Origin of the sequence: Pseudophaeobacter sp. 1A09344 (assembly GCF_041008745.1) — a bacterium.
In the GTDB taxonomy this organism is placed as follows: Bacteria; Pseudomonadota; Alphaproteobacteria; order Rhodobacterales; family Rhodobacteraceae; genus Phycobacter; species Phycobacter gallaeciensis_A.
Map to the genome: position 1 here is coordinate 146,295 of NZ_JAXGFS010000008.1, position 12,004 is coordinate 158,298.

Below are 12,004 nucleotides of genomic sequence, written 5' to 3' on the forward strand. Positions count from 1 at the left end.
CTACCGCAAAGCCGCTGAAAACACTTATAGACAGCGCAAAAGCCGCAGGGCGGGCCGGGCAATGGGCGCGCTTTCAGGTCAGGATATAGTTCTGCGGTGTCATCGGCGCGGGTGGGGTTTGCTCCAGATGGTCGCAAAGAGAAATTTCGGCCGTCCGGCACACCGCATCCAGCGGCAGGCCGTTCACGGTTTCGCCGAACGGATGCGACAATTCCTCGGTCACCTCGGCAAGGCCGAAGAACACATAGGCCACGATGGCGACAAAGACGGGGGTCATCCAGCCGGTGCTTTCCAGCAGCGCAAAGGGGATCAGCAGGCAGTAGAGATAGGTGGTCCGGAACACTAGCAGCGAGTAGACATAGGGCAACGGCGTCGCGGCGATCCGTTCGCATCCGGCCTGGGCCAGGGTGATCGAGGACAGGCGCTCTGACAGCGCCTTGCGGGCAAACCCGTCAGGCGCGGATGTTGCGGCCAATGTCGTCATCCGGTTCATCACGGCGCAGGGCGGATGCGGCGCTTGCGAGAAATCCTCACCGGCCCATGCGTTTGCCTGGGTGAAATCCGATGATTTGCGCAGATTGATCCGGTGCAGGTGGATGAACCCCAGCGCCAGTCGCAACAGTTGCTGCCGATCTTCGCGCTGCGGCAGGAACAGCTCCGCATCGCGGCCAAGCGCCCTCAGATCGGCAAGCAGCTGCCCCCAGAGGCAGCGCCCCTCCCACCAGCGTTCATAGGCGGCGTTGTTGCGAAAACCGAGAAACAGCGACAGGGCCACGCCGAAGACCGCAAAGGGCGCGGCGTTGGTGTGGGGTAGTGGAAGAATATTTCCGTCCAGCCAGACCACCACAGCGGCCAGTGCGGAGACCGCAAGAATGCGCGGCAGTATGCGGGGCAGGACAGAGCCACGCACCGCAAACAACAACGCCACAATGCCAGGCTTTTCGCGCAGGATCATCGGCAGGGTCCTTCAACAAAAGTGGGAGTGGTCAACTGAGGGCTGCCCCGGACCAGGTCGGCAGCCCCCGGAAACTGTACCTGCTACGACAGGGCGCGCCAGCCGATGTCACGGCGGAAGAACCCGTCTTTCCAGTCGATCTGGTCGACCATCGCATAGGCCCGGTCGCGGGCTTCAGCCAGGCTGTCGCCGCGGGCGGTGACGTTCAGCACCCGGCCGCCATTGGCCAGAACCTTGCCGCCGTCTGCCTTGGTGCCAGCATGAAAGACCATGTTGCTGCTGTCCTCGGGCAGGGCATCCAGACCGCCGATCTCGGTGCCTTTTTCGTATGAGCCGGGATAGCCATTTGCCGCCATGACAACGGTGATGGCGTGGTCATCGCCCCAGTTCACCTGCGCGTCGCTCAGGCGGCCTTCGGCGGCGGCGTGCATCAGGTCCAGCGCCTGGGCGCCAAGCCGCATCATCAGAACCTGACATTCCGGATCGCCAAAGCGCACGTTGTATTCCACCAGACGCGGTTGGCCGTCCTTGATCATCAGACCTGCATAAAGAACCCCCTGATAAGGCGCGCCGCGCCGGGCCATTTCGGCCATGGTGGGTATGACGATCTCTTCCATGGCGCGGGCTTCGATCTCGGCCGATAGCACGGGGGCCGGGGAATAGGCGCCCATACCGCCGGTGTTGAGACCGGTATCGCCTTCGCCGACGCGTTTGTGATCCTGCGCGGTGCCGATGGACAGCACGTCCTCGCCATCCACCAGTACAAACAGCGAGGCTTCCTCGCCCTCCATGAACTCCTCGATCACCACCTCGGCGCCGGCGCCGCCGAAACTGCCACCGAACATGTCCTCGATGGCATCCAGCGCGGTCTGTTCGTCCATCGCAACGATGACGCCCTTGCCAGCGGCCAGACCGTCGGCCTTGACCACGATGGGGGCGCCTTGTTGCTTCACATAGGCCTTGGCGGCCTCGGCATCGGTGAAATGGCCATAGGCTGCGGTCGGCGCCTTGGCCGCGTCGCAGATCTCCTTGGTAAAGCTTTTGGAGGCTTCCAGTTCCGCCGCCGCCTGCGAGGGGCCAAAGACCAGAATGCCCGCTTCGCGCAGCCGGTCGGCAACACCAGCGGCCAGCGGCGCCTCGGGGCCGACGATGACGAAATCGATGGCGTTTTCCTCGGCAAAGGTCACCACCGCGCCGCCTTGCTCGATATCAAGGCTGGCACAATCGGCGATCTGGGCAATGCCCGCATTGCCGGGCGCCACGATCAGCTTGTCGCATTTGGGGTTCTGCATCACCGCCCAGGCCAGAGCATGTTCGCGCCCGCCGCTGCCAAGGATAAGGATATTCATCGCGTCTTCTCCGGTCTGTCCGCCCCGGAACCGGAGCGTATATCGCCATGCGGCAGCGGCCTGTCTGGAGCAGGAAATGACACCTGCGCCGGGGGCTTGCCATGCTTGTCGCGGGTTCTATGCTGCGCGGGCCTGTAAAACAAGAACTGCGTATGGTCGCAGGCCTGCCGCCATCTCAACTGCCCAGATAACAGTCCGAAAGATCCGCCGATGTCCGACCTGCTCGACGATCCCACCCCCGGTCAGAACGCGCCGGAATTCACCGTTTCCGAAATCTCGGGTGAGGTGAAACGCACCCTGGAAAGCACCTTTGGCCGGATCCGTGTACGCGGCGAGGTAGGGCGGGTGTTCAAGGCGCGTTCGGGGCATCTGTACTACGACATCAAGGACGACCGGAACGTGCTGGCCTGTACCACCTGGAAAGGTCAGGTCGCGGGTCTGTCGGTGGTGCCCGAAGAGGGACTGGAGGTGATCGTCACCGGCCGCCTCACGGCCTTCGGGGCGCAGTCCAAGTACAACATGAACGTCGAAGAGGTCGCGGTCGCCGGGCAGGGCGCGCTGATGGCGCTGCTGGAAAAACGCAAGAAACAGCTTGAGGCCGAGGGTTTGTTCGCGCCTGAGCGCAAGAAACCACTGCCTTATCTGCCGGGAATCATCGGGGTCGTGACCTCGCCTTCGGGGGCGGTGATCCGCGATATCCTGCACCGGCTGCGAGACCGGTTCCCGCGCAAGGTTCTGGTCTGGCCAGTTGCCGTTCAGGGCAGTAATTGCGCCCCGGAGGTGACCCGCGCCATCGAAGGTTTCAACCGCATGACACCGGGCGGCGCTCTGCCGCGCCCCGATCTGATCATCGTGGCGCGCGGTGGTGGTTCGATCGAGGATCTCTGGGGCTTCAACGAGGAAATCGTGGCCCGGGCAGTGGCGGCCTCGGATATTCCGCTGATCTCTGCCGTGGGGCACGAAACCGACACCACGCTGATTGATTTTGTATCGGACCGTAGGGCGCCGACGCCGACGGCGGCGGCCGAGCTGGCGGTGCCAGTACGGCTGGATCTTCTGGGCTGGAGCGAGAATCAGGGTGCCCGGCTGGCGCGTGCCGCGGGGCAGGCGGTGCAGCTGCGTCGCCAACGCCTGAATGACCTGTCGCGCGCCTTGCCCCGCCCGGAAACCTTGCTGGAAACGCCCCGGCAGCGGCTGGATCAGGCCAGCGATGGCTTGCCGCGTGCGCTGACCTCGGTGGTGCAGCGCCGCCGTGTGCAGCTGAGCGAGACGGCTGCAAGCCTGCGCCCCTCGACCCTGCGGCAGCTTGTGGCGGGGCGGACGGACCGTTTGCGCAACCTGTCATCGCGGCTGTCTTTGCGACCCATCCAGCAGGAAATCCAGCGGCGTCAGGATCGGATCACCCAGTTGGGACAGCGGCTGGACACTGTGCAGCGGCAACGGCTTGACCGGCAGCGGCAACAGCTTTCGGCGGCGGGGCGGCAGCTTGAGATCCTCAGCTACAAGGCAACGCTGGAGCGTGGCTATGCGGTGGTGCGGTCCGGTCAGACCGTCATCACCACCCGCGCCGCGGCCGAAAAAGCGGGGCCATTGGAAATCGAGTTCAAAGACGGACGGCTTGATCTGGGCGGTGCACCTGCGCCAGCCGCAAAGACAGGCGGCGGTGAGGCGTCGGCAGCAAAGCCAAAGGCCAGCAAGCCCAAGGCCAAACCCAAGAGCACCCCGGATGATGGGGAGCAGGGATCGCTGTTCTGATAGCAATTTGATCCTGCCGACCCGTACCTCACTATTCGGCGCGGAGTGAGCGCGCGTCAGACCCCGACGTCGGGGCCGAGGCAGATCATCTCTTCGCCGATATCCTCGGCCTCATAAAGCTCGGTGGCTTCGGGGTCATTCTGGAACCGCGCGCTGAGACCGTTGGGGGTAAGGGAGAACCGCCAGCACTGGGGATCATTGCGGTCCTCATAGAGGAAACAGATCTGATCGGCTTGCTGGTACCAGTGCCCTTCTTGACAGCGGCCATCGAGGAAGGACCAGATGACACGGCGGTTCGGCAGATAGCGTTCTACCCCGTAGGCGATGCCATCAAAGCCATAGAACAGCGTCTTGCCCCGGGTGTAGCTGTCGAACTCCTCAGCGCCCATCGGCTCAGCGGCTTTGCCCATCCCGGGGACAGCCAGCAAAGCGCACAGGGGAATCATCAACAAGGTCCGCATGGAATGAAGTGTGCCAGACAGGTGGGGCTCAGTCCAAGCCTTCGGACCGCTTGCCGCTCAGTTTGGCCAGTTCCCGCCCCATCTTGCGCCGCCAGAGGGAGGGGATCAGCGCAATCGCGCCCATCACGGGCAGGGAATGCGGCAGTGTCGGCATATCGGGCGTGAGCCGCAGTTCGGGGAACCGGCGGGCGGGCACGACGTGGTGGTCGGAATGGCGCGGCGCGTTCAGCATCATCGCCGAAGAATACCAATGCGGTGCGTTCCAGGAATGCTGCGGCCCGACGGGCACCGGGCGGCCCGTGTCACGGGTTTGGCGCAGCAGCCCGTAGTGCTGCACGTAATCGGCCAGAAAGATCTGCATCTGCGCATGGGCTGTGGCAAACAGGAAAAGAATGAGGGCGATGATCCCGCCCGCCAGATAGGCGGCCGCGCAGCACAGCAAGGCGATACCGATATAGGCCACATAAGGATGGCTGAGGGGCGACGGGGGGATCTGCTTGCGCTGCCGCGCAGCGTTTTCAGCAGCCAGCCCTGCGCGAAAAGAGCCAATCCAGGCCCGCGGCAGGAACCGGTAAAAGCCTTCGCCGCGTCGGGCCGTGTTGGGATCCTGTGGGGTCGCTACATGCACATGATGCACTTTCAGATGCGCCGAGGCATGGTGCCCGATCAGCATGGTAGCATAGACCAGAACACCGAGGCGGCGCAAAGCCCGGGTTGGGCGGTGGATCAGCTCATGCGCGTTGGGATGTGAGATCTGTCCCATGAACAACCCCTGCGCCAGAACCAGCGGTATCGCCCCGCCCCAGCCGATCCGGGGCAGGGCCGTGGCCACTGGCAGCAGCAGGGCAAAATGGGCAAGAGCCAACGCGACCTGAAGCGCCTCTGCGCCGCGCGCGCCGGTCTGGTTCTGCGCCCGTCGCCCGATCCGGTCCAGTACCAGCACCAGTGCGGACATGGATCCAAGGGCTGCCCAGCTCCAGATCCCGCCCCAGAGACTGGCAAGCCCGATCAGAACGGGCGGCGTCAGGCTGGCAATGGCGAACCAGAACATGGGGGCGGTCCTTGTGCAGGTGCAAAGGGATGAAGGGCGTGCTTTTCCCTTGGTTACCTTTGACCGAAGCCATCGCCTCGGGCAAGCATGCGGGGCAATGACGCGCGGCATCTGCCGTAGCAAGATGAGGCAGGGGAGAGAGGCCAGAATGGAAACCCTATTATTGAGTGCCGCGGCAGGCTGCGCGCTGGCCTATCTGTTTTTCACGGCACGCCCCGCAGGGCTGTTGCGCAGTATTCTCAAAACCTCCTCTGTTGCCTTGCTGGCTTTGCTGGCGCTGATTGCCGGGGCTCCGGTCCTGCTGGCGCTGGGGCTGCTGCTCTGCGCGCTGGGCGACTATTGCCTGTCCCGCGATGGGGAGGGGGCCTTCATGGCCGGGGTCGGGGCCTTTGCCGCCGGGCATCTGGCATATGTTGTGCTGTTCCTCAGCACGCCGGGAAGCGATCCCGGGCGGCTCTTGCAGATGTCAGGCCTCCTCATCTTGACCGCTCTGGTCCTTCTAGGCGGTATCATGGTGCGGGTACTTGCGCCGCGCGCAGGGGCGCTGAAGGGCGCGGTGCTGGCCTATATCCCGATCATCCTGTCGATGGGGGCGGCGGCTGCCACCCTGCCCGGGCAGGGCGCGTTGGTCTGGGCGCTGCCTGCGGCCCTTGCCTTTGTCGCATCGGACGTGGTGCTGGCCTTTGAAACCTTCGTCCTGCCTGAGGGGCACCGGCTGCGCCGGATTGCCCCCTATGCGGTCTGGCCGCTTTATTGGGGCGCCCAGCTTGGCTTTTGGTATGCATTTTCCTGACCTCTGTGCTGTCATCCGCTTTGCAACCGCGGGCAAACCGCATTAGGTGAGTTACAGACTTACTGCGGAGACCCCGATGGCGTTTTTCACAAAGCTCAAGGACCGGTTGTTCAAATCCTCTTCGAAACTGGAGGATGGGCTGGATGCAATTGTTGCGGAAGGGGCCGACGAGAAGGCCGAGGATAAGGCTGCTGTCGAGAATGCCGCTGCCCCTGAACCTGCGTCTGAGGCAGCGCCGCAAGTTTCGGAGCCTGTTGCGGAGGAGGTGCCTACGCCGCAGCCTGTCGCGACTGAACCGAAGCCCGCCGCCCCCAAACCTGTTGCTGAACCAATCCCCGAACCAGAGCCTGAAAAGCCGCAGAAATCGCCGGGGCTGCTGGGGCGGCTCATGGGGCGCGCCGGGGGCACTGCGCCGCGTCGGGTGCTGGACGACGAGATGCTGGAGCAGTTGGAAGAGCTGCTGATCGCTTCGGACATGGGGGTGGATACGGCCCTGCGGGTGACCGCGAATATGGCCGAAGGCCGTTTCGGAAAACGCCTGTCCACGCAGGAGATCAAGGAACTGCTCTCGGCCGAGATCGCCCGCGTGATGGAGCCGGTGGCCAAGCCACTGCCGATCTACGCCAAGCGGCCGCAGGTGGTGCTGGTTGTCGGCGTCAACGGATCCGGCAAGACCACCACCATCGGCAAGCTGGCCAGCCAGTTCAAGGCGGCGGGTAAGAACGTGGTGATCGCGGCCGGCGATACCTTCCGCGCCGCGGCGGTGGAACAGCTGCAGGTCTGGGGCGACCGCGCCGGGGTACCTGTGCTGACCGCGCCCGAAGGATCGGATCCGGCGAGTCTCGCCTTTGATGCTATGACCCGCGCCGAAGCGGACGGGGCGGATCTGTTGCTGATCGACACCGCCGGGCGGCTGCAGAACCGCGCCGACCTGATGGAGGAGCTGGCCAAGATCGTGCGGGTGATCCGCAAGAAGGACGAGACCGCGCCGCACAATACGCTTTTGGTGCTGGATGCGACCACTGGCCAGAACGCGCTGAACCAGGTCGACACCTTCCAGAAGCTGGCCGATGTTTCGGGGCTGGTGATGACCAAGCTGGACGGCACCGCCAAGGGCGGCGTGCTGGTGGCGCTGGCGGACAAGTTCGGCCTGCCGATCCATGCCATCGGTGTGGGTGAGCAGATCGATGACCTTGCGCCCTTTGATCCGGAAGAATTTGCCGCGGCCCTGACCGGGCTGGACCGATCTTGAGCCGCCGGTTCGTCGGCCGGATGAGGTCCATTGTCCCGGCGCCGTCGCGCCCTGAGGGCCACCGCGGATGAGCGACTGGCTGATCTCGCTGGAGGGCACCGAGGCGGGCCACCAGGCTGCATTAATGCTGGCCTTGATGGCGGCTTTCCTGCACGCGGTCTTTGGTGCACTTCAAAAAGGGCGACACGATCCCTGGCTGTCACGCGGGGCAATTGACGCCTCCTACGGGCTGATGGCAGCGCCGTTCGCGCTTTTCGTCGTGCCCTGGCCCGAGCCGCATATGTGGCCGATCTTTGCTGCCGTCTGGGTCATTCACGTCGCCTACAAGGTGCTGCAAGCGCTGGCCTACACCAAGGGCAGCTATACGGTGGTTTATCCGGTGGTTCGGGGCACCGGCCCGCTATTCACCGTCATCGGCGCCTATTACCTGTTCTCCGAGACCTTCACGGTGATGCAATGGATGGGCGTTGCGGTGCTGCTCATGGGGATTTTTGGTTTGGCGGCCTATAACTACCGCTATCTGGAAACCAACCGCGACACGCTGATGGTGGCGCTGGGGCTGGCCGTGGTGACGGGGCTGTTTGTGGCACTTTACACCACCTATGACGCTTATGGTATCCGCGCCACCGCGAACCCGTTCACCTTTCTGGCTTGGTTCTTCATGATCGACGGGATCGCCATGCCGCCGGTGGCCTACCTGCGCTGGCGCAAGATGGCAGAGCGCCCGGAACCGGGGCCGCTTTTGGTCCGGGGCGTCTTTGGCGGACTGGTGGCCTTTGCCTCCTTCGGGGCGGTGATGCTGGCAACCCGGCTCGACAAGGTGGGCGAAGCGGCGGTGCTGCGGGAAACCTCGACCGTCTTTGCCGCGCTGATCGGCTGGCTGGTGCTGAAAGAAACCGTGGGGCCGCGGCGTATCGCGCTGATGTCCCTAATCGCGCTGGGCGCGGTGATTGTGGAAGTGGGTGGCTGACGCGGGCCGCCGGAAGACAACCGAACAGGAGCGCCAATGGCTGGCAAGAAAATCAATCCGATCCTGAAGATGGTGCTGGAGTTCGGCCCCATTGTTCTGTTTTTCATCGGTTACCTGAAGCTGAAGGATGAGATCTTTCTGATTGGGGGCGAGGAATACAAGGGTTTCATCCTGGTGACGGCTGCCTTTGTGCCGCTGATGATGATGTCGACTGCCGCCCTGTGGAAACTGACCGGGCACCTGTCGAAGATGCAGCTGGCGACGCTGGTTCTGGTCGTACTGTTCGGCGGGCTGTCGGTTTGGTTCAACGACGAGCGGTTCTTCAAGATGAAGCCGACGATGATCTACCTGTTGTTCGGCGGGCTGCTGGCCGTCGGGCTGATGCGCGGCGAAAGCTGGCTGAAGGTGGTGATGGAAGAAGTCATGCCGATGGAAGAGGCGGGCTGGATGATCCTCACCCGGCGGATCTGCGGCTTTTTCCTGGGGCTGGCCGTGGCCAACGAGGTGATCTGGCGGTTCTTCACCACTGACACATGGGTCTATTTCAAGACCTTCGGTCTGCCGGTGGCGATGTTCCTGTTCTTCATGACCCAGGGGCCGCTGCTGCAGAAATACGGTCTTGAGGACGACGAAGAGGTCGAAGACCCCAAGGCGTGAATTTCCGGGGCGCAGGGCTCCCGCGCCTGTGTGGCGCATCAAGGATGCGCCACAAACAGCCTTGGGCCGGGCAGCGCGCAGGGCGCGCTGCGGTTGGCATCATGAAGGCGCTGTCAGTCCTTGCCGCCAAAGAGGATTTCCTGCGCCTTGCTGTCCGAGCGGTCGGCGCGCAGATCGGCGTGGAGGGCACGCCCTGCCACCAGGCCGGGGCGTTGCCACAGAAGGTCCAGCCAGCGGGCCAGATGCGGTTTGTCCTCCAGCGTCTGTTCCTGCCCTTCCCAGAGCGACGCCCAAGGCCAGATCGCCATATCGGCGATGGTGAACTCATCCCCCGCCACATATTCGTTTTCGGCCAGCTGCCGGTCCAGCACGCCATAGAGCCGGGCGACCTCGGACCTGTAGCGGTCCTTGGCATAGGGCAGGTCCTCGGGCGCGTATTTCAGGAAGTGATGCGCCTGACCAGCCATCGGGCCAACCCCACCCATCTGCCACATCAGCCATTGATCCACCATTAGGCGCGCCCGTTCATCGCTGCCGTAGAAGCGCCCGGTCTTGCGGGCAAGATACTGCAGGATGGCGCCGCTTTCGAACAGGGAGAGGGGGGCATCGCCTGGGCCAGCGGGATCGATAATCGCGGGCATGCGGTTGTTGGGGGCGATCTTGAGGAACTCCGGCGCGAATTGATCGCCTTTGCCGATATTGATCAGATGCACCCGATAGGGGAGGTCCATTTCCTCAAGCGCGATAGAGACTTTCCAGCCGTTCGGCGTTGGCCAGTAGTAAAGATCGATCGGTTCCTGCAATGCCCTGTTCCCTTATCCGGTGTCGCCAGTGATTGGCTGCGCCATGTGATCATAGATCGCCCTGGGGCAGCAAGACGACCAGCGGCGCGCGCACAACTCTGTGATCGCAGGCGGCAGCTGTTGGGAGCAGAGGGAGGGGAGGAACGAAAGGCGCGGCACCTAAGAGGACGCCGCAATCAGGACTTCCCCGGTCGGCTTGGGACGATCGGGGAAGCTGCGCGCGATGATGCGCTACTGCGCGCCTTGGCGCAGGCCCAGGATCCGGCGCGCGGTGGCGGCATCGGCAACGCTGCGGCCATTCTGTTCACAGAGCGCCACCACCCGTTTCACCAGCGCCGCGTTCGAGGGCGCGAGGCGATCCTTGTCGAGCCGGATATTGTCCTCGAGCCCGGTGCGGGCATGCCCGCCTGCCGCCACGGACCATTCATTGAGAACGGATTGGTTTGCCCCGATCCCGGCCGCGCACCATGGCGCGTCCGCACCGAACAGGCGCTTTACCGTTTCGACGTAGAAATCGAACACCGCCTTGTCTGCAGGCATGGCGTTTTTCACCCCCATGACAAACTGCACATAGGGCGTGTCCGCGATCTGCCCGGCCGCATGCATCTGGGCGGCCTTCAGGATATGTGACAGATCAAAGGCCTCAATCTCGGGCTTGATCTGATAACTGCGCATTTCAGAGGCGAGCCAATCGACCAGATCCGGCGGGTTCTCATAGACCCGGTTGGGAAAGTTGTTCGATCCCACCGACAAGGACGCCATGTCCGGTGCAAGCGGCAGCATGCCGCCGCGCGTCTTGCCCGCGCCGGACCGCCCGCCAGTGGAGAACTGGATGATCATCCCCGGGCAGTGTTTTTCGATACCTTCCTTCAGCGCTGCGAACTTGTCCGGATCGCTGGAGGGGGTTTCATCGTCGTTGCGCACATGGGCGTGCACGATGGCAGCGCCCGCCTCAAAAGCCTCATGGGTGCTTTCGATCTGTTCGCTGACGGTGATCGGCACGGCGGGATTGTTTTCCTTGCGTGGCAAGCTGCCGGTGATTGCCACGCAGATGATGCAGGGCGCCGTCATGATTTCGGCGCCAGCACGAAGTCGTGCACGACCTCGTAATAGGGGCGGTCGAAACCGGCTGCGCTGATCCGGGCGGGATCTTCGATCAGATCGAACTTGGCCAGCAGGCTTTCCTTCACGCCAAAGACCGCATCGGAGTGGATATAGGGATCATCCGGGTCAAAGATATGGGTGATCAGCGTATCAAATCCGTCTGCCTCGAGGATGTAGTGCAGATGCGCGGGTCGGTAGGGGTGGCGCCCCAGTTGCGTCAGCATCTGCCCCACCGGGCCATCATCGGGGATCGGGTAGTATTTCGGTTTCACCCCTTTGAAATGATAGGTGCCATCGGCCCCGGTGCGGAAGACGCCGCGCAGGTTGAAATCGGGCTGAAGGCCCTTTTGCTGCACGTCGTAGAAACCTTCGTCATTGGCTTGCCAGACGTCGATCTTGGCATTGGCGATGGGTTGGCCATCGGTGCCGGTGATACGGCCCTTGACCAGCATCGGCTCACCCTTCTGATCCAGGCAGATATCCGCGCCCATGGGCAGTTCGGGCGCGTCCTCGACGTGGAACGGGCCGAGGACGGTGGATTCCGAGGCGCCGGAGGGTTTGCGGTTGTTGATCGCATCGACCAGCATGGAGACGCCCAGACTGTCGGACAGCAGGATGAACTCCTGCCGCCAGTCGTTGCAGGCGTGGCCCACCTTGGTCAGAAACTGGATCGCCTCGAACCATTCCTCCTGCGTTGGCTCGATCTCCTTCACGGCGGCATGCAGATGCTTTGTCACCACCGCCATGACCTCGGCGAGGCGTTCATTCTTGGCGTTGGCATTGCGGCTGATGACAACCTCGGCCGAGTTTTCTTCGGTGAAATACCCTTGTTCCTGATCGCTCATTGTCGCCTC

The 12,004-nt window shown here is 63.4% G+C and carries 12 protein-coding genes; 5 read left to right on the forward strand and 7 right to left on the reverse strand.

Annotation, left to right across the window (positions count from 1 at the left end):
* Nucleotides 1-73 precede the first annotated feature (73 nt).
* The gene (locus tag SM765_RS15050; protein ID WP_274838298.1) at nt 74-955 is read right to left on the reverse strand and encodes a bestrophin family protein; all 882 of its coding nucleotides are present in this window, start codon (nt 953-955) and stop codon (nt 74-76) included.
* An 83-nt stretch (nt 956-1,038) separates the two neighbouring features.
* Nucleotides 1,039-2,304: a phosphoribosylamine--glycine ligase gene (purD, locus tag SM765_RS15055; protein ID WP_274838297.1), complete on the reverse strand. Its 1,266-nt coding sequence runs from the start codon at nt 2,302-2,304 to the stop codon at nt 1,039-1,041.
* A 210-nt stretch (nt 2,305-2,514) separates the two neighbouring features.
* Between purD and xseA the strand changes: the two genes are divergently transcribed.
* Nucleotides 2,515-4,059: an exodeoxyribonuclease VII large subunit gene (gene xseA, locus SM765_RS15060; RefSeq protein ID WP_274838296.1), complete on the forward strand. Its 1,545-nt coding sequence runs from the start codon at nt 2,515-2,517 to the stop codon at nt 4,057-4,059.
* A gap of 56 nt (nt 4,060-4,115) precedes the next feature.
* Here xseA and SM765_RS15065 read toward each other — a convergent pair whose 3' ends face one another.
* Both SM765_RS15065 and SM765_RS15070 read right to left on the reverse strand, forming a co-directional pair.
* Nucleotides 4,116-4,505, reverse strand: coding sequence for a hypothetical protein (locus tag SM765_RS15065; RefSeq protein WP_274838295.1), 390 nt, complete (start codon nt 4,503-4,505; stop codon nt 4,116-4,118).
* A 43-nt stretch (nt 4,506-4,548) separates the two neighbouring features.
* Nucleotides 4,549-5,571 carry an alkane 1-monooxygenase gene (locus tag SM765_RS15070; RefSeq protein WP_274838294.1) on the reverse strand — a complete coding sequence of 341 codons (1,023 nt, stop codon included), beginning with the start codon at nt 5,569-5,571 and terminating at the stop codon, nt 4,549-4,551.
* Nucleotides 5,572-5,719: 148 nt separating this feature from the next.
* On the opposite strand from SM765_RS15070, the gene SM765_RS15075 reads away from it, so the two are divergent.
* From SM765_RS15075 to SM765_RS15090, 4 genes are all read left to right on the forward strand, one after another.
* Nucleotides 5,720-6,364 (forward strand): lysoplasmalogenase, encoded by a 645-nt coding sequence (locus SM765_RS15075; RefSeq protein ID WP_274835976.1) that lies wholly within the window; start codon nt 5,720-5,722, stop codon nt 6,362-6,364.
* A 76-nt stretch (nt 6,365-6,440) separates the two neighbouring features.
* Nucleotides 6,441-7,616, forward strand: coding sequence for a signal recognition particle-docking protein FtsY (ftsY, locus tag SM765_RS15080; protein ID WP_274835975.1), 1,176 nt, complete (start codon nt 6,441-6,443; stop codon nt 7,614-7,616).
* 67 nt (nt 7,617-7,683) lie between these two features.
* A complete protein-coding gene (locus SM765_RS15085; RefSeq protein ID WP_274838293.1) occupies nt 7,684-8,586 on the forward strand; it encodes an EamA family transporter in 903 nt (300 codons plus the stop codon).
* Between the two features lie 36 nt (nt 8,587-8,622).
* Nucleotides 8,623-9,243 carry an inner membrane-spanning protein YciB gene (locus SM765_RS15090; protein ID WP_274828303.1) on the forward strand — a complete coding sequence of 207 codons (621 nt, stop codon included), beginning with the start codon at nt 8,623-8,625 and terminating at the stop codon, nt 9,241-9,243.
* A 113-nt stretch (nt 9,244-9,356) separates the two neighbouring features.
* Here SM765_RS15090 and SM765_RS15095 read toward each other — a convergent pair whose 3' ends face one another.
* The 3 genes from SM765_RS15095 to SM765_RS15105 all read right to left on the reverse strand — a co-directional run bounded on the left by SM765_RS15095 (nt 9,357) and on the right by SM765_RS15105 (nt 11,995).
* Nucleotides 9,357-10,046: a glutathione S-transferase N-terminal domain-containing protein gene (locus SM765_RS15095; RefSeq protein ID WP_274838292.1), complete on the reverse strand. Its 690-nt coding sequence runs from the start codon at nt 10,044-10,046 to the stop codon at nt 9,357-9,359.
* Between the two features lie 231 nt (nt 10,047-10,277).
* Nucleotides 10,278-11,117 (reverse strand): 3-oxoadipate:acetyl-CoA acetyltransferase, encoded by an 840-nt coding sequence (locus tag SM765_RS15100; protein WP_274838291.1) that lies wholly within the window; start codon nt 11,115-11,117, stop codon nt 10,278-10,280.
* A complete protein-coding gene (locus SM765_RS15105) occupies nt 11,114-11,995 on the reverse strand; it encodes an intradiol ring-cleavage dioxygenase (protein ID WP_274828306.1) in 882 nt (293 codons plus the stop codon). Before SM765_RS15105 ends, SM765_RS15100 begins: the two co-directional genes overlap by 4 nt.
* Nucleotides 11,996-12,004: the final 9 nt, after the last annotated feature.

What these genes read in the sequence shown, in the direction of transcription:
- SM765_RS15105 (WP_274828306.1), bottom strand. Translation starts at nt 11,995, where the DNA reads ATGAGCGATCAGGAACAAGGGTATTTCACCGAAGAAAACTCGGCCGAG.
- SM765_RS15090 (WP_274828303.1), top strand. Translation starts at nt 8,623, where the DNA reads ATGGCTGGCAAGAAAATCAATCCGATCCTGAAGATGGTGCTGGAGTTC.
- SM765_RS15050 (WP_274838298.1), bottom strand. Translation starts at nt 955, where the DNA reads ATGATCCTGCGCGAAAAGCCTGGCATTGTGGCGTTGTTGTTTGCGGTG.
- SM765_RS15100 (WP_274838291.1), bottom strand. Translation starts at nt 11,117, where the DNA reads ATGACGGCGCCCTGCATCATCTGCGTGGCAATCACCGGCAGCTTGCCA.
- ftsY (WP_274835975.1), top strand. Translation starts at nt 6,441, where the DNA reads ATGGCGTTTTTCACAAAGCTCAAGGACCGGTTGTTCAAATCCTCTTCG.
- SM765_RS15065 (WP_274838295.1), bottom strand. Translation starts at nt 4,505, where the DNA reads ATGATTCCCCTGTGCGCTTTGCTGGCTGTCCCCGGGATGGGCAAAGCC.
- SM765_RS15075 (WP_274835976.1), top strand. Translation starts at nt 5,720, where the DNA reads ATGGAAACCCTATTATTGAGTGCCGCGGCAGGCTGCGCGCTGGCCTAT.
- SM765_RS15070 (WP_274838294.1), bottom strand. Translation starts at nt 5,571, where the DNA reads ATGTTCTGGTTCGCCATTGCCAGCCTGACGCCGCCCGTTCTGATCGGG.
- SM765_RS15085 (WP_274838293.1), top strand. Translation starts at nt 7,684, where the DNA reads ATGAGCGACTGGCTGATCTCGCTGGAGGGCACCGAGGCGGGCCACCAG.
- xseA (WP_274838296.1), top strand. Translation starts at nt 2,515, where the DNA reads ATGTCCGACCTGCTCGACGATCCCACCCCCGGTCAGAACGCGCCGGAA.
- purD (WP_274838297.1), bottom strand. Translation starts at nt 2,304, where the DNA reads ATGAATATCCTTATCCTTGGCAGCGGCGGGCGCGAACATGCTCTGGCC.